Genomic DNA, 21,974 nt, shown 5'->3' with positions numbered 1-21,974 from the left:
GGAAAAGATCACTGGAACAAGCGCTTGTGCTTTTTGGTACTTGATGCATCCGGGGATACCTGCTATCATTTTATAAAATTAGTTACAGAGAGAGGATGGGGAGTTATCGTGAGCAAGAGAGCTTACAATTTCAATGCGGGGCCGGCAGCATTGCCGCTCGAGGTTCTGGAACGCGCACAGGCTGAATTTGTTGATTTTCGGGGAACAGGCATGTCCATTATGGAAATGTCTCATCGCGGCAAAGTGTATGAGGAAGTCCATCATGAAGCGGAAAGCCGCCTGTTGTCTCTGCTCGGCAATCCTGAAGGGTACAAGGTCCTTTTCTTGCAAGGCGGCGCAAGCACACAGTTCGCCATGATTCCGATGAATTTCCTGACCGAAGGCAAAACGGCGAGTTATGTTCTGTCCGGCAGCTGGGCTGATAAAGCGATCAAGGAAGCGAAACTGATTGGCGAAACGCATATTGCCGCCTCTTCTGAAGCGGATAAGTATATGTCCATCCCAGATCTTAGCAGCATCGAAATTCCGGATAACGCGGCTTATCTGCATGTAACCTCCAATGAAACCATCGAAGGCACTCAATATCAGCAGTATCCAAAGACAGGCAACGTTCCGCTGATCGCTGATATGTCGAGCGATATTCTCTGTCGGCAGTTCGATGCCACTCAGTTCGACTTCATCTACGCCGGAGCTCAGAAGAATCTCGGACCTTCTGGCGTGACGGTTGTGATCGCTAAAGAAGAGATGATTGCCGAATCTCCAAAGCATATTCCGACGATGCTGCGCTACAGCACGCACTTGAAGAATGACTCTCTGTACAATACGCCTCCTTCTTTCTCTGTATATATGGTAAACGAAGTATTGAAATGGATTGATGAAAAGGGTGGCTTGGCTGGAGTGGAGCAGGCCAACCGCAAGAAAGCAGGCCTGATTTATGATATAATCGATAGCAGCGAAGGCTTCTATCGCGGTCCTGTCGATGCCGGCAGCCGTTCCATGATGAACATTACATTCCGGCTGGCATCCGAAGAACTCGAGAAGCAGTTCATCAAGGAATCGGAGCAGGCAGGATTCATCGGTCTGAAGGGTCACCGCAGCGTGGGCGGATTACGCGCTTCCATTTATAATGCGGTACCTTACGACACCTGCAAAGCTCTGGTCGATTTCATGACCGATTTCCAAAAGAGTCATGGATAATGGAAGCTGATACGGATTCAGCCTGTTGAACGCACAGCCTTTCGCCTTACTTTGGCGGAAGGCTTTTTCGTTGCTGCATTTTGAAGAAGAATAGGATGGAGTGATTCATTGATGGCACTGCATATCGTGCTTGTAGAACCTGAAATTCCGGCAAACACCGGCAACATCTCAAGAACCTGCGCGGCAACGGGAACCCATTTGCACTTGGTTCGGCCGCTTGGTTTTAGTACGGATGATTCGAAGCTGAAGAGGGCGGGATTGGACTATTGGCATTCCGTTCATTTGGAGTACCATGATTCATTCGCGGAGGTACAGGAGAAATATCCCGAAGGCCGTTTCTTTTATGCTTCGACAAAGGCCGTCAAAAGATACAACGACATCGAGTTCCGGGACGGGGACTTTCTCGTGTTCGGAAAAGAAACCAAGGGTCTGCCCGAAGAGCTGCTGGCCGCAAATCCCGAGACCTGCATCCGTATGCCAATGACCGATAATGTCCGTTCGTTGAATTTGTCCAATTCGGCTGCGATCATCGTATTTGAAGCTCTGCGGCAGTTGGATTTTCCGGGCATGAAGTAAGTTTCTAAAAGAAAGAAATAAAAATTCGATTTGTTAGCAGGATTCGACATCCTCATATCGAACTATTAAGAAAGACCCATTTTTTTTGATTGGAAAGGCGTTTTACCATACTTTGGAGTACTTTCTAATCATAAAAGAAGTTGACTAGTTAATAGGAGAGGTGTAGTTGGTCTATGAAACCTGCTGGTGTAGTTCGCAAAGTCGATCAGCTGGGAAGAATTGTCTTGCCCAAATCGCTCAGAAAACGGTATCAGATGAATGAGGGGGACCCTGTGGAAATTTTGGTGCAGGGAGATCATATCATCCTGGAACGTTATCGTCCCAAATGTGTATTCTGCGGCTCCATGGATGATGTAAGCGAGTTTAAAGAACGTTACATTTGCGGCCAGTGCCAATCGGATATGGTACAGCTGCAAAAACACGCTTAACCATCATTTCAGGCATCACGAGGATTCGTGATGTTTCTTTTTTATGCCTCTCACGGAGGAATAAAGCGCAAGAAAAAAGGCTTCCTTATTCAGGAAGCCCTTTTGGCCGTGGATTACAGGCCTTTGGTTTTATCTTCGTTATAAGCTGCGGTTAAGATGCCTGTCAAGAACATAACAAGCACCAGTGCAATAATCCAAAACGTTAATGAGAACGACATGAAGGCCACCTCCCGCTAATCTACCATGCTCATTAAGAATATTATACCCAGAGTTTCATAAAAAATAAATGAGTATTGTTCAAGATTCATGTACATTGATCAATTTTTTCTTTATTTGTAGAATAAAAAGTGGGTTGGGACTGGTCTAAGGTTTCCATCGGAAGGATTATTCACGACTCTTCCGTTCACAATAAGGGAAGAAGAGCCTCCGCCATCCAAATTATAAGCATCCATCACGCCAAGTCCGTACATTTTGCTCTGCAGCTCCTGCAGCGTGGCGCCCGAACTTCCGTTTTCGTTATAACCGTCGACCACGATAATGAGCAGTTGGTCGTCTTTATAGTTCCCGATAACGGTACGAGGCGCGCGCTTAGGCGAAACTTTCCATTTTTCAGGGATGGGCATGGGTTGTCCATTTTTCAAAAGCACCGGTACGAAGGTAGCTCCGAACCTGGGCTTCATGTTATCCAGTTCACTCTGATTACTGAATTTCCCCCCGATCAGCTTACCGGAACCGTCCATACCCACGAAGAACAAATCCTTGAAGCTGGATTGAAACCCGGTCAGGTATTTGCCGTTCATCACCGTCGTGCTGAGCGGATAGCGTTTGCCGCCATTGTCAGCGAATCCTCCGGCATTAATGCCGGCTACGGCGCCATGCCTACTGACAGCCTGCATCGTGGTCTCCGCCCCTCCGATATGATCCCGGCCGAGACTCATCTGCATGGCGGAAGGATCTTTCAGCTTAACCTTCATGGCGTAACCCTGGTATGTGCCCGGATTCACCCTATACAGCTCGATCCGTATGCGATCGCTGTCCACCCGCTCAAAAGCAGAGCCAAGCTTGGCGGTAATCCTGCGGTTATATATGTACTCCGGTCGGAGCGCCTGGGTCTGCGCAGTGGAAACGATCGAATTCATGGCCGTAGTCGTCTGCTTGTAAAGAGCCGCGGTCTTACGGATGGAATTGATGGTTACTTTTACGGACTGGTCAGCCTTATCCAAATGCTGTTTCAGTGTTTCGGTTTGCTGTTTTAATGTGGGCTCAGGCACATAAGAGGCCGTCTCCATTTCGAGATGGATGGGGCCCGAACTGAATAATAAAAATAGTAAAAGTCCTAAAAAGGGAGCCGTCGCGAGCAGAAAAAAGCGGTTGATCTGTTTCTTCTCGATGATCATTTGAGGAGATCCATTTTCTGCTGCAGCGCATTCAGCTGTTTCTTGACTTCATTCAACTGCGTATACAGCTTGTTGCTGTTATCGGTTTTGCTGGTGGCGTTGTCTTTGGTAAACGTCAGCAGCTCGTTAAACGATTGTACCTTGCTTTCCAGCTCCTTCACTTCTCCGGATAAAGCTTCAAATTTCGCCTCGTAGCTTAACTTCAGCTCGTTCATCTGTTTCTGGGAATCCGCCTGGAGCTGCTGAAGCATTTGCTGCTTCACATGATTACTGTATAAATAAGCAGCCGTAATTCCTGCTGCTATGAGCAAGATCCAAACGAGCAGAATGATTTTAACTGAAGGGGATTTTTCCCGTCTTGTCCGGTTCTGATAAGGTGCGGAAGGTTCTGTCGAAGATTGCATATCATCACCCCGGTTTACAACTGGATTTTTTTAGTTAATAGAATTGCAGACTTCCTGGACACCTGTGCTGATCATGCAAGAAAAACGATCTGGAGCATGGCCTGTCTTTTTCAGAGCGACCATGAAGAGGCTTTTCTTGCCAGTCCCCATTCTAACATTCCCCTGCTCTTTTCGCAAAAATGAATCTAAAGTCACAGAAAAGCCTAAAAAGAGATTGCGCCATATGGAAGCGTTGCGATACAATCTTGTTAGATTTATTTGCAGTAATGCCTTAAGAGGCTTGATTTTAACAAAATTTAACTGGAACACCTCCGACTCTACTTTATGTGCTCAATACGTCTTAAAACAAGCATTTGACGCGTTATACACCATAGCTGAATTATACGTTCATGTAATCATTCCACTCTATTTAGCAGGGGGTTTCAATTGAAATGAGGAAGGTTTGGCGGGTTGTGATTATAGATAGTCACCCCACAAGTATGCTGGGAACCAAGTTAATATTGGAAGAAAGGGAAGATCTGAGGGTGACAGGCATGGCTTCAAATTGGGATGAAGGTCTGATGCTTGTCGTGGAACAGCAACCGGAACTGGTGCTCTTGGACTACCAAATGCCGGAAGGAACGGCGGAAACGCTGCTCGAAAAACTGACACATTCCTCGCCTTCAAGTCACATTATTATCTTGACGGATACCGATGGGATTAAGCTTTTGCATTCGGTCGTGAACCTGGGAGGAAGCGGCATCCTATCCAAGCAGGCGTCTGCGGCGCAGCTCATGCTGATGATCGACGCTCTGCGCGAGGGGCTTGCAACGCTGCCGATGGATTGGCTGAAGAACGGGATCTGGCAAGTGCAAACTCCGGTCGTCGACGGCGGATTGTATCATCTGACGGATACGGAAATCTTTATCATGGAACGGATTGTCCAGGGAATTACCTATGACAAGATCGCGACGGAAATTGCGGTCAGCCGGCGTTCTATCGACAATTATCTGCGGAAAATATATGTGAAGCTAGGTGTATCCACCCGGGCGCAGGCGATCGAAAAGTTTGCCTTGACTTCGCGTCAAAAAAGTCCTGTTTTCAGTTAAACCACGATATATATACATGTAAGGATGTTACGAATCCTGATGTATTGCTTCAGATACAAATGAGAAGAATGGTGGATTGGAACTGGAAGAAGGAGGAGATATCATGCAGTATTCGTTCGCGGAGCGCACGAAATCCATGCTGGCGTCACCGCTTCATTTCATGAGATCACTGTCTACACGCGAGTCGTTCATCTCTTTTGCCGAAGAGCTTCCAGCTGAGGAGCTGTTCCCGTTGTCATCACTTGAGGCTGCTGCGGCAGCCGTCATCTCGAAAAGCCCTGCGGCGCTGCAATACGGCGAGCCTCAGGGCTATTTGCCGCTCAGGGAGTGGCTATGCAATAACTTTAAGCAGATGAAGCATACTGAGGTAGTGGCAGGCCAGATTTTACTTACCACAGGCAGCCAGCAAGCATTTGATTTGCTGGCCCGCGTATACGTTGAACCCGGTGATCCCGTTCTGGTCGAACATCCGACTTCACCGGGTTTTTTGCAGATTCTGAAAATGCAGGGAGCAGTCATCGTTCCGGTAGAAGGCAATGCAGACGGGATTCATCCGGAGCATTTGCTCCAGCAAATGGAGAGCATACGTCCCAAATTGCTGCTGGTATCTCCAAACTTTACGAATCCTACCGGAGTATTATGGAGTCTGGAACGGCGCAAGGAAGTGCTGGAGATCTGCAGATCACGCAAGGTTCTGATCGTGGAAGATAATTCTTACGGGGACTTGCATTTTGGAGGCATAAGCGAGAAGGAATTTTACAGCAAATATCCTTCCTTGTTCTCGCTCGATGAAGCGGGTAAGGGGGGGCAGGTGCTATACATCGGATCCTTCAGCAAAACGGTGGTCCCGGCACTGCGTACGGGCTGGGCTGCAGGCAGCAAGGCCATGATTGAAACGATGGTTATGGCCAAGCAGCTGGCGGACTGGCAATCCAGTCATTTCAACCAATGCCTCCTTCATTATCTGCTTGAATCCTCGACCTTCGATATTCTCGAGCATGTTCAGATGCTGAATCGTGAATATGAAATCCGCCTGAAGCTGATGACGGAACTTCTGAAGCGTCCCGCATGGAAAGGTTCCCGGTTTGAAATTCCGGCAGGCGGCATGTTTCTATGGGTTAAGCTCCCGGAGGCGCTGGACAGCGTGGCATTGCTTAAGTGCTCGCTGGATAAGGGGGCTGCGTTCTTGCCCGGTACACTGTGCTATACGAACGGGGAAGGCAGAGAATATATCCGCCTGAATTTTACTCATCCGGGACGGGATGAACTGCTCCTTGGCATGAATCTGATCGGCGAGGCGATTACCGAATTTACGGCAAGGAGTTAGTTCTTGGGCGTAGTCCCCTTTCCAGCAGAGGACGGTGCCGTCTCCAGTACCCCACCATATAGCTCAAGTCCTTCTTTTCCGGCTGAAGTAAGGATGTACCGCCCGCGTCCGATCCGGTCAAACCATCCATAATAGTTGTTTCTTAGAATGGCAGCCACATTTCCGATTCCTGTCAGGTCCCGGAGCGAGGCCGGTGAAGCCCCTTCCGCCGGAGCGCCGGCCAGCGCGAATGCCACCCGCAGTGCCTTTTCACGGTATGCGGTCATGAGCTTCGCGCGATTGCTGCCTCCAATGTTGTAATCGCCGCTGCGTTCATGGAATTCATATAAAAGGCGCTCCGTGCGTCTTTTTTTGATTTTATGGGGCGTTTCCTGCTTTTCCGGCTCACACAGTATCTCGACAAAGGGTTTTTTTGTCTTGAAAAAGGTGATCGTAATCAGTCCGAACCCCAGCTTGCGGCACAGTCCCGTAATTTCGCCCCATCGCTGGTTAACGGCACCGCGTTTGGTGCGGCTGCGTTCCACCGCCAAATAGACCTGCGAACTCATGTGCAGACGTTCCATCCCTTGCAGCAGCAGCGCGAGATTGAACGTTTTTTTCATTTCGATGATCAGCGGTTCGCGTTTCTCCGGATGGACTCCAACCAGATCACAGTTGCGCACTTCTCCCTTGATTTCATATCCATGCTGTTCAAAAAAAGCCTTCAGCGGCTCATACAGCTCGGTTTCATGCTGTACGGTCATTCAAATTCCCCTTTGCCCAAAAAGGCGTTAAGCCTCGTCTTTTTTAATCTAGATCTATAATTTCCGGGGCCCCCACAAAGTACTTGAATTAGCTCCGAAGCAAAGTCCCCACTTTGTGGGGTTATTTTACGTTTCCTATATTATAACATTTGATAAAAGACAATCCTCCTTTCGCGAAAAAATAGGTCAACTAATCCCCAATTTCAGCATAGGTATGTAATACACTTTTTGATTCAGGATTATGTGAATATCAAGATCTAATGGGATGAAGTTGACCCTTGACGCTTTGATGGAATTTTTGACAACTCAAAACGTAGTCATAGGAGGTACTAGCATGGATATTTTCGAACGCGTAGCGGCCTATAGGGCAGAAAGTGATCAACTTGCATGGAATGGGACCTTTAAAGATTACATTGCACTGCTCCGTCAGAATCCCTCAGCGGCCATTACCGCACATGCGCGCGTGTATGACATGATCAAGTCGTACGGCGTTGAGGAGGTGGGCGGCCATAAGCGCTATAAATTTTTCGAGCAGGAGATCTTTGGGCTGGACCGCTCCGTGGAGAAGCTGGTTGAGGAGTATTTCCACTCTTCGGCGCGCAGGCTCGATGTCCGCAAACGGATTTTGCTGCTGATGGGGCCGGTGAGCGGCGGTAAATCTACGCTGGTTACACTCCTGAAGCGCGGCCTGGAAAAGTATTCGCGTACCGAGCAGGGGGCGTTCTACGCGATTGATGGATGCCCGATGCATGAGGAGCCGCTGCACTTGATTCCGCTTGAGCTAAGATCCGAGGTGGAGAAGGAGCTTGGGGTGCGAATCGAAGGGAACCTATGCCCGTCCTGCCAGATGCGCCTGAAATTGGAATATGACGGGGACATCGAGAAGGTGCCTGTAACCCGGGTGACCATATCCGAGGATGCGAGAGTGGGGGTCGGGACATTCAGTCCTTCGGATCCGAAATCGCAGGATATTGCGGACTTGACCGGCAGTATCGATTTCTCGACTATTACGGAGTTCGGGTCGGAATCCGATCCGCGCGCATACCGTTTTGACGGGGAACTGAACAAGGCCAACCGGGGCTTGATGGAATTCCAGGAAATGCTCAAATGCGATGAGAAGTTTCTATGGAATCTGTTGTCCTTGACGCAGGAAGGGAATTTCAAGGCAGGGCGGTTTGCGTTGATCTCGGCAGATGAGCTCATTGTGGCCCATACGAACGAAGCGGAATACAAGGCATTCATATCCAATAAGAAAAACGAGGCACTGCAATCGCGGATGATTGTCATGCCGATTCCATACAACCTCAAGGTTTCCGAGGAAGAGAAGATTTACAACAAGCTGATTCTGCAAAGCGATATGAAGCATGTGCATATTGCTCCGCATGCGCTGCGTTCCGCCGCTATTTTCTCCATACTGACTCGGCTTAAAGAGACGAAGAAGCATGGCATGGATCTAGTCAAAAAAATGCGAATGTACGATGGTGAGGAGATTGAAGGCTTCAAGGAAGCGGATCTCAAGGAGATGCAAACCGAATATCTGGAAGAAGGAATGTCGGGCGTGGATCCGCGCTATGTCATCAACCGGATTTCCAGTGCTTTGATTAAGCAGGACCTTCAGTGCATTAACGCATTGGATATACTGCGGGGGATCAAGGATGGATTGGATCAGCATGCTTCTATATCCAAGGAGGAGCGGGAACGCTACCTGAACTTCATCGCCGTTGCGCGCAAAGAATATGACGAGCTGGCCAAAAAAGAAGTGCAGAAGGCGTTTGTGTATTCCTTTGACGAATCGGCCAAGACGCTGTTCGAGAATTATCTGGATAATATCGAAGCCTTCTGCAACATGTCCAAAATCCGCGATCCGCTCACGGACGAGGAAATGAATCCGGATGAGCGGTTGATGCGCTCGATCGAAGAACAAATCGGCATATCGGAAAACGCCAAAAAAGCGTTCCGTGAAGAAATCATGATCCGCATTTCCTCCTATTCGCGCAAAGGGAAAAAGTTCGAATACAATAACCACGACCGGCTGCGTGAAGCCATTGAGAAGAAGCTGTTTTCGGACCTGAAGGACATCGTTAAGATCACCACCTCCACGAAAACGCCGGACGCGAATCAGCTGAAACGGATCAATGAAGTCAGCAAACGCTTGATGGATGAACATGGATACTGCCCGGTATGTGCCAATGAATTACTGAAGTACGTAGGAAGCTTGTTGAACCGATAATCGGTCGAACCGTCCTCGCTTGAGGGCGGTTTTTTGCTGTCTGCAATAAAAAAGTTCACAAAAACCATTTAAATCTAGTGGATAAGCTGTCGATATAGTCTATAATATACGAAGTTGCTGTATCAACGGAAAATTTAGGTATAAAGAAGGAGCTTTTTTATATGATTAATGTATCGCCAAAGAGAAAGAAACAGATAGATTATATCAGGTTGACGGAGCAAGATATGGAAAATCTTCTGCAATTCCGTCCTGTATTCGCGAAAGTGGTAGAAGAAGTCGTAAACCATTTTTACAAGCATATTGCCACTGAACCAGAACTGATGGAAATTATCGGGAGAACCACGACCATTGAGAGATTGAAGGATACCCAAAGAGAATACTGGATGTCGCTGGCAGACGGCAAAATTGATGATGCTTACTTGGAAAAAAGAATTGCGATCGGACTGGTGCACTCCCGGATAGGGCTTAGCGTTGAGTACTATCTAGGAAGCTATATGACATATCTCGATATCGCAACGGATTTAATGCGTCAGGTGGTGCCGGATCAATGGATTTCTATCATTCATTCACTCAGCAAAATGTTCAATCTGGATTCCCAACTTGTGCTTGAGGCCTATGAATTGAAAGAAAAGGAAAAATTAAAAGATCTCGCCGATGAGAAAGAACATGTGCTGCAAGCGGTTACAGAGGTCGTGCAGCAGCTGACGGGCATGATATCCGAATTAAACGAGAGTGCAGGGCAGATCGCTACCTCGGCTCAAGTGACCGCGGATTCGCAAGAGACGGCCCATGCTTTGATGGACGAGCTGAATGAAGATGTGAAACAAATCGAGAGTATGGGCGTGCTCATCAAAGCGATCGCGGATCAGACGCATCTGCTTGGTTTGAATGCAGCGATTGAAGCGGCTCATGCCGGGGATATGGGGAGAGGGTTTGCCGTGGTTGCCGGGGAAGTGCGCAAGCTGGCCATGCATTCCCGCGAGGCTCTGGAACAAATTCAGGACAAGGTCTCCGGGATTATGCAGCGTTTGAGCAGTGTCCGGAATGAAACGGAAAAAACGACCGTGCATGCCAGAGAACAGGCGAGCAGTTCCCAGGAGCTGGCTTCCTTTGTAACCATGATCGAGAAGCTGACTCAAGATCTAGCGGAAATTCAAAGTAAAAGCTAAGCCTCTTTGCAAGGATTGCACAATTTTCCATTTTCATGCAGAAATTTCTGTATCTCTGTCTACTCATTTCAAGTATAATAGACTACAACATCATGAGTTTCAGGGATAGAAGAAGTGATCTGGTTGAACATGTTTCGGCAATCCGTATTCCGAGGTGATCTGATTTGGCTTCAATTCATGATGTGGCAAAAGAAGCAGGAGTTTCAGTAGCTACAGTGTCCAAAGTGATTAATCACTATCCGGACGTAAGCGATAAAACGAGAAAAAAAGTCAAAAATGCAATTGAACTTCTCCGTTATAGACCCAATGTCATTGCGAGAGGGCTGGTGACAGGGAGGTCCTGGACCGTTGGGGTTCTGATTAATATACCGTTTACCAATCCATACGTGGCAATGCTGCTGGAAGGGATCAAGACGGCGCTGGAGGATAGCGGGTATGATCTGATGAGATTATCCGCCCGGCTGAACGATCCGGCTTACTCATTCATCGATCACTGTCATAGCCGCAATTTAGACGGAGTGGTGGTGTTCGGAGTCGAGAAGGATCATCGCAGCATCCAGGAACTGATCGAGTCCGGCATTCCGACGATGTTCGTGGACACGGATGCTACCGGCCTTCGGGCAGGAAATATTACAACGGACAATCGGAACGGCGTACATATGGCAGTTCGACATCTATTCGAGCTGGGACACCGCCGAATAGCCTATTTGGCGGGGACTCCGGGACACAATGTGGGTGAAAGCCGCCGGGCCGGGTACCGTGATGGACTTGAAGCCTCCTCCATTCCATACTGCGAGGATTACGTCGTGAACGGGGACTTTTCCTATGACAGCGGCATTCAGGGTATGACCAAGCTGCTGCAGTTGGAGCGGCGGCCGACGGCGGTAGTTTGTTCATCGGATATGTCAGCCTTTGGCGTGATCCATTCGATTGAAGCCCATGGCCTTACCGTTCCGGGAGATATATCGGTCGTAGGATTCGATAATATTTATGAAGCAGAGCTGTTCAAACCGGCGCTGACGACCATTAACCAGAATATTCATGCTATTGGGGTGAAGTCCATCCAAGAACTGATCTCGATGATTAAGAGCTCGGATTATCCGCCCCCGGTTGTCACGGAGCCGTCCAGTCTGATTGTGCGGGAATCGACGGCAACATGTGCGGACTCCGTTGGATAAATAGGAAGTGGAAGAGCATGCCGTAAAGGCATGTTCTTTTTTTCTGCGAAGTTTCATCTGACTTCAATATTCATTATAATGAATGAAATGATTAAACTTTCAGGGTGAACGGGATGTGTTGACGATGGAACTAAAACGAGTGCTGGTGGTCGATGATGAAGAAAGCATCCGCAGCGCCATTACGTACGCTTTGAAACGGGAAGGCTTTGAGGTTGCAACCGCCGCAGACGGGGAAGAGGCATTGCAGAAGGTATCTTCTTTCCGGCCGGATATGCTTGTCCTGGATGTCATGATGCCCAAGCTGAACGGATATGAGGTCTGCCGCCGTTTGGAAAACGTCAAGGGACTGGGAATCCTTCTCCTGACTGTCAAAAACGATATCGTGGACAAGGTACTGGGTTTAGAGCTAGGTGCGGATGATTTTATGAGCAAACCGTTTGATATCCGCGAGCTCGTGGCCAGGGTGAAATCGGTGGTGCGCCGTTTGGATAAAGGAAGCGAGGCGGCTCCGTCATCCGATTCGGAGGTGTACCGGCTGGAAGAGCTTAAAGTCGATACAGTGCGCCGTACCGCAGATATCGCGGGGGAATCCTTGGAACTGACGCCCAAGGAATTCGATTTGCTAGCGCTGCTGGTATCCCATGCCGGACGCGTATATACCCGCGAGGATCTGCTTGAGCTGGTGTGGGGGATGGAGTATTTTGGCGGAACGCGTACCGTGGATATTCATATCCAGCGGCTGCGCAAGAAGCTTGGAGATGCCCAGTATCTTCTGCAAACCGTGTACGGCATCGGCTATAAAGCGATGGAGAAATAGTTTACAAGTTGGAAACACTTTGAAATATCCAGGATATATTTGCGGGTTATGATTAGAACTGCGCTAGGGGAGATATACTCCGCTTTCAACAGGTAAGAGATAGATAAAGCAGGTTAGAATTAGCTATCAACGAGGCCGTTCGTACAGTAAAACGGCGGCAAAAAGACCCGGTGGGTTCCCGGGTCTTTTTTGTTTTGTTATGGATGTTAAACAAACTTGCGATGCAGCTTTTTGCCATCGTGGGTGAACATCACTTTTTTATCCTCAATAATAGTTTCCATATGGACGGTACGGCCCCAGAGCTGATAGACATAAGGCATCGTCCGCTCCATGTATTTCAGATCAAGCTCGGTGCCTTCGTATTCATGCCGGATGATCAGTTCTCCGTTGCGCAGATAATCGCCATCGGACACAACCAGATACGGGTTGCCGCCATTGACTCTGGAGACGACCAGCTGATCCCGGACGCGTTCCCAGCCTTTGTCGGTAATTTTCCACTCGGGTCCTTTTTTCTCAAATACGTACAGATCCAAATCATTGGTCAATTCCTTCGTTAAGTAATTGCGAATGAATGAAGTATCCGAGTCGTATTCGCGTACCTCGAATATTTTCTCCCGGCCCCGTCCAGGCTTTCTGCCGCCGAATTCCTGTTCTTCTTTCGTCGGATGGTCCCAGCGGCGTTCTATATCCTCGAAAATCTTTAGCCCCAAATAGTAAGGATTCAGGCTGTTGCGGGAAGGCTGCACGACGGAGGAATTCAGCTTGGCGAATTCGATGGTCTCCTCGCTGGTCAAGTCCAGCTCTCGAATAATGCGTTGGTGCCAGTAGGAAGCCCAGCCTTCGTTCATGATTTTCGTTTCCATCTGCGGCCAGAAATACAGCATCTCCTCGCGAAGCATGCTCATGATATCACGCTGCCAGTCCTCCAGCACCTCGGAGAATTCCTGGATGAACCACATGATATCCTTCTCCGGCTCGGGCGGAAAATGACGTGAAGCAGCGATGTCCTTGCCTTTATTCTTCGGTTCATCCAGGCCCCATAAATCATCGTAGTCACCGGCACGCGGCTCTTGTTTACGGGATTCCTTTTGCTCCTTCATTTTGTATTCCATATAACGCTGCTTGTCGGGATGCTTCGACTTGATGAGCTGAGGATCCACATGCTCCTGTATGCTCAGAACGGCATCGATGAAGCTCTCCACCGCTTCGGTTCCATATTCCATTTCATAATGGCTGATTCGCTCTGCTGTAGCGGACATGCTCTCCACCATATTACGGTTGGAAGCGGAGAAACGGAAATTATTCTTGAAGAAATCGCAGTGGGCGAGGACGTGAGCGACGATCAATTTGTTCTGAATCAGCGAGTTGCCGTCGAGCAGAAAAGCGTAGCAGGGATTGGAGTTAATGACCAGCTCGTAAATTTTACTGAGACCGAAGTCGTATTGCATTTTCATTTTGTTAAACGTTTTTCCGAAGCTCCAGTGCGAGAAGCGGGTCGGCATACCGTAGGCGCCAAAGGTGTAAATGATGTCAGCCGGGCAAATTTCGTAACGCATCGGATAATAATCCAAGCCGAAACCGTCGGCTATTTCCATAATTTCGCTGATGGCATATTCGAGCTGCTTGATTTCGTCTTGATTGCTCATGATTGGATGGCTCCTTCCTGTTTGCGGAAGAGTGTACGCAGGGATTTATTTATACATATTCATAAAAGGCGGAAGTATGAACTGACATGACCATTGCGGGAGCAGCAAACCATGCGAATGGTAACTTTTCGTCCTCATCATGCGTCTAAACCATTGGAAGGTTTTTGAAAATGTGGTGAGAGGGTGATTACATTGAAAATAAAGTGGATGACTACGGCGCTGCTTGCGGCATCGCTCATTCTTCCATCGGTGGTGGATGCGGCAGGCACGGCTTATTATAAATTCACTTGGGATAATGAAGGTCAGAGTACAGGAGGAGCCTTTTTCAAAGATGGCACGACTTTTGTCGCGGCAACCATCGCGGAGTCGGCGGGAATGAGTCTGAGCTGGGATCAGGCACATCAGCGTGCCGAAATGAAGGGCTATGGGAGAAAAGCAGCCGTGAGAATCGGAAATAAAGTAGGCATAATCGAAGGCAAGTTGGTCCGGATGAACGCGGCTCCTTTTCTGTATAAGAATGAACTCTATCTTCCTACTGGATTCGTCGTTCAAATGCTGGAGGGCGGTGCACTGGCGTGGGACCCGGCTCAGCATCTTGTGAGTGCAAGCGGATTGCATACCTACGCGGGTTCCAGCCAGACCTACGAAGGCCGTACTTACAGCGTGGCCAATAGCACGGGAGACCTGTATGTGACGGACAAAAGCGGAGCTCGGTTGAAGCTGGCGAATCTCGGTTCCAAGCTGTATGAAACGGCTGATATGAGTTTTCAAAAAACACCCGCGGGCCTGCTGCTTTTGACCATCCATGACAATTATGGGGAGCCTCATATCAATAATCACATCTTCACGCTTGTTCTAAAGGGCGATAGTGTGATTCGACAAAACGATGTGCATTATTGGAAGAGATACAAGGAGAATGTCGTATTGAATGGCAATGAGTTGCTGCTTACCGACGGAAAAAAGCTGCGCATCATTGAAGATGGAACCGGAAAAGTCAAAGAAACGCTTGATCTCGTGAAGCTTGGCGGCGAAGACAGCGAGTATTTCATCGAAGGGGCAGGGGATGATTTTCTGCTGATTCGCCCCAATGATTCCGGACTCCTTACGCTCGTAGACCGGAAATCGGGTGAAAGCGTTAAACTATACGACAAGCTGCTAAGTAAGGAAGAGATCGAATATGCCCAGATGAATGATGTTCCGTATAAAGGCGATTGGCTGGAGTATGTGAAGAGAGAGGGAAAGACTCTTTATTTTAAAAATAATTCGATGCTCAGCCAGGACAAAAAAGTATATACTTACACGCTGCCAATGAAGGGAGACGGGCAATGAGGATTGCGGTGGATAGATGGAGTACAAATGAAGAAGCCGTTGACGGGCATCGATGAATCGGAGGCATACCCTTGTATACGTTAGATGAATTGCGACAGGAATTTCGAAAAGGAAGGAAGCTGAAATATTTATTTTTCTGGGGGCATCAGCCTGCAGCCGACGGCAGCCTCACCAAGAGCTGCTTCAGTCAATGGTGGAAATGCAATTTCACCGTGGACGGCGAGAGATACAGCAGCGCAGAGCAGTATATGATGGCTGAAAAGGCAAGACTCTTCAGGGATGAAGAAATCGTCGAACAGATTATGATGTCGAGACATCCGAAACAGGCGAAAGATCTCGGACGCAAAGTACGCGGATTCGACCCCGACGTGTGGGCGGAAAAGGGATATGACATTGTCGTCCGCGGGAACATGGCGAAATTCTCGCAAAATCCGGATTTGGAGCAGTATCTGCTGGGTACCCGCCAGAGGGTGCTTGTAGAAGCAAGCCCCGTCGACAGCATTTGGGGAATCGGTCTTGCGGCCGACGATGAACGAATCGAAAATCCGCTGTTGTGGAAGGGAACCAATTTACTGGGATTTGCTTTAATGCAGGTCAGGGATCAACTTAAGATGAATGAATCAGACATTGTATAGTCTAAAGCGGCATGGGTGTGATTTCATCAGAGGAATCCATTGTCGGTCAAAAAGACGTTGTTTGGGTGCTTTAGATGCATCCACGCAACGTCTTTTTGGATTCTTGTTTTTTAAAAATATGCCCTTATGTCCATAGCACTTAGGTAAGCGCTCCCTCCTGCTTTTGGAAGAATGTGCGCAGAGCCTGGTACACTTCTGCTTTTTCCTTAATGACATAGTACATGAACTGATCCATTTTAATATTGCGGTAGGCCGACATGAGTGTACTGCTGCGGTTGTATTGATTGACCTCTCCGTATCCGAACATATTGCTGACCTTGAGAAGTTCTCCGATGAGGCGGACACAGCGTTCATTATCCGAAGTCAGATTGTCGCCGTCCGAGAAGTGGAACGGATAAATATTGTACTTGGATGGCGGATAACGCCGGTCGATGATCTCAAGCGCCTTTTGGTAGGCCGACGAACAGATGGTGCCTCCGCTTTCTCCTCGCGTAAAAAAGTCCTCCTCGGAAACCTCTTTTGCTTCGGTATGATGCGCAAGAAACACGATATCCACCTTTTCATACTGCCGCCGCAGAAAACGGGTCATCCAGAAAAAGAAGCTGCGTGCACAGTATTTTTCAAAAGATCCCATGGAGCCGGACGTATCCATCATGGCGATGATCACCGCGCTGGAGTGGGGTACTACGATTTCCTCCCATGTTTTGTAGCGGAGATCATCCGGACTGATGTGGTGGATGCCGGGGGACCCGGTTGTTGCATTGCGGCGCATGTTTTCAAGAATGGTGCGCTTTTTGTCGATGTTGGACTGCATTCCTTTTTTGCGGATATCGTTAAAGGTGATGGATTCGGTCTCGACATCCTGCTGCTCTTTGGGTTTCATGAATGGCAGTTCCAATTCCTCAAAAAGCATGTTTTCCAGGTCTTCCATACTGACTTCGGCTTCCATAATATCGTATCCCGGCTGATCACCAGCCTTTTCGCCCTGACCGGGCTTTTGCACCGGATCGCGTCCGAGCACATCCCCAACCTGGCTGTCTCCGTCTCCTTGCCCTACGTGCTTTTGCTTCTGGAAGTTATAGATAAAACGGTATTCGTCCAGACTCCGGATGGGCACCTTGATGATCTGTTTACCGTCCGACATGACAATGCTTTCTTCAGTTATGAGATCGGGCAGGTTCTGCTTAATCATTTCTTTTACTTTTTCCTGATGGCGGACTTGATCCTGGTATCCTTTGCGGTGCAGTGACCAGTCCTCCTTGGACACGACAAACAGCGAATGATCGTTAGAATGCATGTTCAGCACCTCCCATATACGCATACTCGGCTTTAGAAGAATGAGTCATTATTAATCAAGTATATTCACGTGGAGGGACGATATGTGATGGGACGGGAGTAAAATAACGAGTTCAATCGATTGTAAGATAAACCATATTTAGGATGTTTGAGTAATCATTCGACTGTTTATGACAAATATTGCAAAAAACTTGTTGTATACTGCAGTTGTCCTAGTTATTTAGGATGAGAGATTATGTTTTATTTTAGCGTCACCAATACATAGGTTTGAGGGAGGTGTGCTCCAGATCATTCACGTGGGCAAGCAGTCCCGTAGGATAAAACAAAAGAAAGTGGATTATGCAGCGGCGACGGTTTTTGGGAAAGCAAAAAATGTGATTGATAGGGAGTGTCGTTTCATGAAAAAAGTATTGCCTATTTTGTTAGCAGGTTCTTTGTTGTTCACTAGTGGTTTGTTTGTGAAGGGTTCTTCAGCTACAGCAGCTTCATCTACAGGGAAAATTGAAGTTCTTCTGGATGCGAAAAAAATTCAGTTTCCGGATGCACAACCCTATCAAGATGCACAGGGCAGCGTGATGGTTCCGATCCGCTTCGTATCCGAAGCCTTGGGAGCAGAAGTGGGCTGGGAAAAGGTAAACGGGCACATGTCCGTATCAGTGAAGAATGGAGACCACATCGTAGATATGACGGTTGGTCAGGAAGTGGCGAAGGTAGACGGCAAGGACAAATCCTACGGAACCAAAATCGAACTGAAGCAAAACCGGACGTTCGTTCCGCTGCGATTGGTTAGTGAGGGCCTCGGTCAGACGGTGGAATGGGACAAGGTGGGAAGATGGGTTTGGATCGGGAAGAAAGAGGCGTTAACGCTTGAAGAGGCGGGGCTAAAGCCGGTGAGTATTGAGCCGTATAAGAAGTATTTTGCGGGGAAGCCGGCGTTGCTGATGACTGTAGATCGCGATGCTGAATACAGCAAAGCTGTAATCTTTAAAACCAGTGATCTCCCTACTGCATTTATTGGTGATATCTATAGTATGGATTACTATGTAGAAAAGGATGGAAGCAGTTTTATTAAGGTACGTGCGAAAACTAACATGGACAGTCCTGGTAATATCTTTTTCCTTTCCAATGATGGTAAACCGAGATATAGAAATCCTGTATTTAAAAAAACGATAAATAATAACGATGGAACAAAAATTTTCTATTATCCGATTTTATCGTTTTTAGATGAACTGGATGGGATAAAAAATTATAAGACCTTCAAGATAAAGGATGCAGTTTATATTGGATTTAGTTATGCAAATAAGAATTATATTCCATTGCTAAAAAACCCTTGGGCGGATAAATAGCATATGAGAATAAGTTCTAAACGTTACATTAGTTTTTATTTGATTTTTATTTTATTATTCCAATCCTTCAGCCTATCTCAATCAACTATTGTAAGTGCTGATACACCGATTACACCTTTAGGGTACTATAAAGAGAGCAATTATCGTTATTTTGTAGGAATGATGTATTATGAAATGTGGTTAAATACTGCAGGATATTGGGTTCCTGATGGTATTGGACCTGGTATGCATAAAAATGGTGAAGCGACTTTTACTTACAGATTTCAATTTCAAAATCGTAAAATAAAAAGTGTTCGGGCTACAATTTATGATCATAACTCGCAGAACGACATATACTTCACTGAATCTCGTAATCAAAGTTGGGAAAGATTCGCAGCTGCTGTTAGTGAAGGTGGGGTAGAAAACAGTATTAAACCTTTTAATCCTCAGGGAATTGGAACAGATACTACAACTATTCCAATTACAATTAAAATGCTACTTAATGCTTTAAGTCCAGAGGATATTACTCAAGAATCTTGCCCTAACTGCGCAGCGGGAGTAAAGGGTGTTAGAATTTATGCTCCTGTCCTATTCAAAATCGAACTAGCCTCCCAACTCAACGTCAAATACTACACCACCGACGGCAGGTCGCTAAATGACATCTTTACACCACGGACAAACGAAGAAATGGTTGTGGGGAGAGACTATTCGTTTACACCGCCTACCCACGATGAATACGAATATGTCGGTTTTAAAAAATCAACGACAGATGAACCGCCGAGCGGGGAAATCCAGCAGAGACCTCCCCCTTCCTTGAACTACGACGGTTCATTCGAGAAATACACATTGTTTATGTATTACAAGAAAAAGGACGGCGAAGAGTGCCCTCCCGGAGAGACCTGTGAGCCAACGACAACACCCCAAGACCCAACATGTACCGATCCGGCACCCGCACAAACCATCATTGGTAAGGTGGACGATCCTAGCGTCTCCGCAGTCATTAAGGCTGACAGCAGAGGCAGCGAGAAATTCGATGTGTTGCAAGGGATCCCAACCTCGGAAAGCTTATACGGCAACGTCAAAGCGAAGGAATATCTCTACCAGAATACATTCACCCAGATGAAAGGCGTTTGTACATACGAGGTCAAGGTGAAGAAGAAATACGAACTGGAGTGGGATCCGAAGAAAGATGTGCCGAATGCGAATGGGGAGGGAACGCATGAAGAATCCGATATTCAGCATGACACTGAGGAGAAGGAGTACTTGTACACGGTTCAACGACCGTACTCCTATTGGAAGATCGACAATCTCGAAGTCTATGACATCAAGAATGCAACGCTGAATAACTATGCTTGGGATACCGTCACGATTAACCCAGCTGGCTACACCTCTCCGGTATATAGCACGGCGCAGGATGGAAACTTCTATCCTCCGGATCAGCCTGGCGATCAGACCGCACCTTCCGAGAAGAAGACAGGCGGGAAAACAAAGCCCGTTGTACCTAATGAGCAAGGCGCGTTTCAGGGACTGGCTGAGCAGGCCGTTGCCAAAGTAGAGGTCGAAAACGACTCACTTATGTTTAATAGCCAAACCATCATGAACAACCAGCGTACGCAGGAAAACGGTCCGACTCCGTTGCAGATCCCTCAGCCGCAGATGATCCATGACAACGTGCTTTACAGCCCGGGACATGTCATCAGCACAAGCAAGACGAATAAGAGCAGCCAGCCGAGTACGGGGGATATTTACTATAATCTCATGAGCGGTAATATCAACGGGGGAGCCAACAAGAGCTTTACCATCGGAGGTATCAACCCGGTCACGGTTCACACGCCTGTTGTTATTTATGCATCCACTTCGGACGACAAGGAGCATAACCAAAAAACCATGCCGGCGGTCAGCCGCAACGCAACCATTCTGGATCGTCCCTTTACGATCTACATGCCAACGAGCGGACAGCACCGTAACATTCCTGGTTATGGAAACCGGGACTATGCCAAATATGTGCGTGAAAAACAGGTCCAGTTTCCGTTTGATGTCTACACGGCAGATAAGAGCAGATTCATTCCTAAGAATACCTGGGTGTCGATTCCGGTGATGCAAACGTCCACCACGTTTTTTTTACCTGTATGGGTAGATGAGGGGTTCTATGATGTTCAGTTTCGCACGATCGCAGAGAACGCACCCGCCAATTATGCGACCGAATCGCAGGCCAACCTGAATCTGGCCCATCACGTGGCGACTGATGTCGTGCCTGTAGACGTTATCGGGCGGCTCTATGATTTTCACGTCACCGACATTGCCGATTATAACTGGGAAAAAGTGTTCCGGACGCAGTCTGGAAGCGCCAACCCGACTGGTATCTCTTACTGGGTAGGACAAAAAACGATCGACGGCGATTCCCGGGGGAACAAGGAGATCTTTACGCTGCCGATTCGCCCAGGCAGTCATCCGCTGCAGGGCTACAAGAACGTATCGGTGAAAACGGGGTACCACTTCAAATTCGATTTTAAAACGAAGGGCAACATGTGTGCGACTTGTTTTGCTATAACTGGTTAATACCAGGAAAAGCAAGGACCTAATTTAATTAAGTCTAACTTTCTATCCGAGGACAGGAATGATGAAGCCAAGTTTTCTGAAACTGTCCCGTTGAGACTCCTACATGCGTTTTGTTCGGCAGGAACAAAAGGTATGAAGCTAGGTGAAGTCGGCAGAAGGAAGGCTGAAGCCGCCTACCAAGGAAGGTATGCCAACTGATATGCCGGATGGCTGAAAAATTGTCTATGGTGAGAATGTTCAATCGGGAACTGACTAAACTCCGAATTTACGAATCTAGATGCCTAACTCATGGAAACATGTTGACCAACAGATGTTGGGGCAAGTGGCGTTGAGTACAATTACATGTTAGGAAATACGCTATACCGAACAATGGCGGTATCAAGCTTGCAGGTTCAAAGGGGTCACCTAAGGATAATATGTATAGCTAGGGTAGAAGGAACAAGGAAAACAAGGAACGTCGCAATTAGGACTGTCATCCAAGACGGTTGCTATAAGGTATTGACCGAAATGCATTCATCCTTGTGAGAGTAAGGGCACGACTGATGAAGCTTCTGTAATCGAAGTGGAGGAACAGCCCTGAGTCTTTATAATAGTTTATTTATTTTCCAAAAGTGAACTGTATCGGTCCGG

Annotated in this window: 18 protein-coding genes; 13 read left to right on the top strand and 5 right to left on the bottom strand. The window is 47.6% G+C overall.

The genetic code is table 11. From position 1 onward, the window contains the following. Positions 1–105 precede the first annotated feature (105 nt). The 3 genes from serC (at position 106) to GRF59_RS10840 (ending at position 2,201) form a co-directional block, all read left to right on the top strand. Positions 106–1,197, top strand: coding sequence for a 3-phosphoserine/phosphohydroxythreonine transaminase (serC, locus tag GRF59_RS10850; RefSeq protein ID WP_341480066.1), 1,092 nt, complete (start codon positions 106–108; stop codon positions 1,195–1,197). A 111-nt stretch (positions 1,198–1,308) separates the two neighbouring features. Further along, positions 1,309–1,773 carry a tRNA (uridine(34)/cytosine(34)/5-carboxymethylaminomethyluridine(34)-2'-O)-methyltransferase TrmL gene (gene trmL / locus GRF59_RS10845; RefSeq protein WP_160497570.1) on the top strand — a complete coding sequence of 155 codons (465 nt, stop codon included), beginning with the start codon at positions 1,309–1,311 and terminating at the stop codon, positions 1,771–1,773. A 173-nt stretch (positions 1,774–1,946) separates the two neighbouring features. Beyond that, positions 1,947–2,201, top strand: coding sequence for an AbrB/MazE/SpoVT family DNA-binding domain-containing protein (locus GRF59_RS10840; RefSeq protein ID WP_160497569.1), 255 nt, complete (start codon positions 1,947–1,949; stop codon positions 2,199–2,201). A gap of 329 nt (positions 2,202–2,530) precedes the next feature. Here GRF59_RS10840 and GRF59_RS10835 read toward each other — a convergent pair whose 3' ends face one another. Continuing rightward, complete coding sequence (locus tag GRF59_RS10835; RefSeq protein WP_160497568.1) at positions 2,531–3,598, bottom strand: phosphodiester glycosidase family protein; 1,068 nt, start codon at positions 3,596–3,598, stop codon at positions 2,531–2,533. Next, complete coding sequence (locus GRF59_RS10830) at positions 3,595–4,002, bottom strand: hypothetical protein (RefSeq protein ID WP_160497567.1); 408 nt, start codon at positions 4,000–4,002, stop codon at positions 3,595–3,597. Before GRF59_RS10830 ends, GRF59_RS10835 begins: the two co-directional genes overlap by 4 nt. Positions 4,003–4,433: 431 nt before the next feature. Between GRF59_RS10830 and GRF59_RS10825 the strand changes: the two genes are divergently transcribed. Both GRF59_RS10825 and GRF59_RS10820 read left to right on the top strand, forming a co-directional pair. Next, positions 4,434–5,090, top strand: a complete 657-nt coding sequence (locus GRF59_RS10825) for a response regulator transcription factor (RefSeq protein ID WP_160497566.1) — start codon at positions 4,434–4,436, stop codon at positions 5,088–5,090. A 103-nt stretch (positions 5,091–5,193) separates the two neighbouring features. After that, positions 5,194–6,417 (top strand): aminotransferase-like domain-containing protein, encoded by a 1,224-nt coding sequence (locus tag GRF59_RS10820; RefSeq protein WP_160497565.1) that lies wholly within the window; start codon positions 5,194–5,196, stop codon positions 6,415–6,417. Here the strand turns inward: GRF59_RS10820 and GRF59_RS10815 are convergent. Next, positions 6,414–7,160 (bottom strand): DUF2161 family putative PD-(D/E)XK-type phosphodiesterase, encoded by a 747-nt coding sequence (locus GRF59_RS10815; protein WP_160497564.1) that lies wholly within the window; start codon positions 7,158–7,160, stop codon positions 6,414–6,416. The genes GRF59_RS10820 and GRF59_RS10815 overlap by 4 nt on opposite strands. Positions 7,161–7,494: 334 nt before the next feature. On the opposite strand from GRF59_RS10815, the gene GRF59_RS10810 reads away from it, so the two are divergent. The 4 genes from GRF59_RS10810 (at position 7,495) to GRF59_RS10795 (ending at position 12,554) form a co-directional block, all read left to right on the top strand. Further along, complete coding sequence (locus GRF59_RS10810) at positions 7,495–9,390, top strand: PrkA family serine protein kinase (protein WP_160497563.1); 1,896 nt, start codon at positions 7,495–7,497, stop codon at positions 9,388–9,390. Between the two features lie 161 nt (positions 9,391–9,551). Next, on the top strand, positions 9,552–10,559 hold the full coding sequence (locus tag GRF59_RS10805; protein ID WP_160497562.1) for a globin-coupled sensor protein: 1,008 nt from the start codon (positions 9,552–9,554) through the stop codon (positions 10,557–10,559). 164 nt (positions 10,560–10,723) lie between these two features. Continuing rightward, positions 10,724–11,737 (top strand): LacI family DNA-binding transcriptional regulator, encoded by a 1,014-nt coding sequence (locus GRF59_RS10800; protein WP_160497561.1) that lies wholly within the window; start codon positions 10,724–10,726, stop codon positions 11,735–11,737. A gap of 124 nt (positions 11,738–11,861) precedes the next feature. Beyond that, positions 11,862–12,554, top strand: coding sequence for a response regulator transcription factor (locus GRF59_RS10795; protein ID WP_160497560.1), 693 nt, complete (start codon positions 11,862–11,864; stop codon positions 12,552–12,554). A gap of 206 nt (positions 12,555–12,760) precedes the next feature. Here GRF59_RS10795 and GRF59_RS10790 read toward each other — a convergent pair whose 3' ends face one another. After that, complete coding sequence (locus tag GRF59_RS10790; protein WP_160497559.1) at positions 12,761–14,200, bottom strand: SpoVR family protein; 1,440 nt, start codon at positions 14,198–14,200, stop codon at positions 12,761–12,763. Positions 14,201–14,392: 192 nt separating this feature from the next. Between GRF59_RS10790 and GRF59_RS10785 the strand changes: the two genes are divergently transcribed. Both GRF59_RS10785 and GRF59_RS10780 read left to right on the top strand, forming a co-directional pair. Then, complete coding sequence (locus GRF59_RS10785) at positions 14,393–15,529, top strand: copper amine oxidase N-terminal domain-containing protein (RefSeq protein WP_160497558.1); 1,137 nt, start codon at positions 14,393–14,395, stop codon at positions 15,527–15,529. A 65-nt stretch (positions 15,530–15,594) separates the two neighbouring features. Further along, positions 15,595–16,164, top strand: coding sequence for an NADAR domain-containing protein (locus GRF59_RS10780; protein ID WP_160498229.1), 570 nt, complete (start codon positions 15,595–15,597; stop codon positions 16,162–16,164). A 139-nt stretch (positions 16,165–16,303) separates the two neighbouring features. Here the strand turns inward: GRF59_RS10780 and yhbH are convergent, their stop codons facing one another. After that, entirely contained in the window at positions 16,304–17,461 is a 1,158-nt protein-coding gene (gene yhbH / locus GRF59_RS10775; protein WP_160497557.1) for a sporulation protein YhbH, read from the bottom strand. 397 nt (positions 17,462–17,858) lie between these two features. Here yhbH and GRF59_RS10770 point away from each other — a divergent pair, with 397 nt between their 5' ends. Beyond that, positions 17,859–18,806 (top strand): copper amine oxidase N-terminal domain-containing protein, encoded by a 948-nt coding sequence (locus GRF59_RS10770; protein ID WP_160498228.1) that lies wholly within the window; start codon positions 17,859–17,861, stop codon positions 18,804–18,806. Between the two features lie 672 nt (positions 18,807–19,478). Next, on the top strand, positions 19,479–21,344 hold the full coding sequence (locus GRF59_RS29375; RefSeq protein WP_202128536.1) for a DUF5704 domain-containing protein: 1,866 nt from the start codon (positions 19,479–19,481) through the stop codon (positions 21,342–21,344). Positions 21,345–21,974 lie beyond the last annotated feature (630 nt).

Origin of the sequence: Paenibacillus dendrobii (assembly GCF_009807035.1) — a bacterium.
GTDB lineage: Bacteria > Bacillota > Bacilli > Paenibacillales > Paenibacillaceae > Paenibacillus_AQ > Paenibacillus_AQ dendrobii.
The sequence above is the reverse complement of the archived record's forward strand: the minus strand, read 5'-3'. Positions and strand labels throughout refer to the sequence as shown.

Excerpts from the sequence above, each read along its gene's own strand:
- GRF59_RS10820 (WP_160497565.1), top strand. The coding sequence starts at position 5,194 with ATGCAGTATTCGTTCGCGGAGCGCACGAAATCCATGCTGGCGTCACCG.
- GRF59_RS10840 (WP_160497569.1), top strand. The coding sequence starts at position 1,947 with ATGAAACCTGCTGGTGTAGTTCGCAAAGTCGATCAGCTGGGAAGAATT.
- trmL (WP_160497570.1), top strand. The coding sequence starts at position 1,309 with ATGGCACTGCATATCGTGCTTGTAGAACCTGAAATTCCGGCAAACACC.
- GRF59_RS10810 (WP_160497563.1), top strand. The coding sequence starts at position 7,495 with ATGGATATTTTCGAACGCGTAGCGGCCTATAGGGCAGAAAGTGATCAA.
- yhbH (WP_160497557.1), bottom strand. The coding sequence starts at position 17,461 with ATGCATTCTAACGATCATTCGCTGTTTGTCGTGTCCAAGGAGGACTGG.
- GRF59_RS10790 (WP_160497559.1), bottom strand. The coding sequence starts at position 14,200 with ATGAGCAATCAAGACGAAATCAAGCAGCTCGAATATGCCATCAGCGAA.
- GRF59_RS10835 (WP_160497568.1), bottom strand. The coding sequence starts at position 3,598 with ATGATCATCGAGAAGAAACAGATCAACCGCTTTTTTCTGCTCGCGACG.
- GRF59_RS10770 (WP_160498228.1), top strand. The coding sequence starts at position 17,859 with ATGAAAAAAGTATTGCCTATTTTGTTAGCAGGTTCTTTGTTGTTCACT.
- GRF59_RS10825 (WP_160497566.1), top strand. The coding sequence starts at position 4,434 with ATGAGGAAGGTTTGGCGGGTTGTGATTATAGATAGTCACCCCACAAGT.
- GRF59_RS10795 (WP_160497560.1), top strand. The coding sequence starts at position 11,862 with ATGGAACTAAAACGAGTGCTGGTGGTCGATGATGAAGAAAGCATCCGC.
- GRF59_RS10815 (WP_160497564.1), bottom strand. The coding sequence starts at position 7,160 with ATGACCGTACAGCATGAAACCGAGCTGTATGAGCCGCTGAAGGCTTTT.
- GRF59_RS10805 (WP_160497562.1), top strand. The coding sequence starts at position 9,552 with ATGATTAATGTATCGCCAAAGAGAAAGAAACAGATAGATTATATCAGG.
- GRF59_RS10830 (WP_160497567.1), bottom strand. The coding sequence starts at position 4,002 with ATGCAATCTTCGACAGAACCTTCCGCACCTTATCAGAACCGGACAAGA.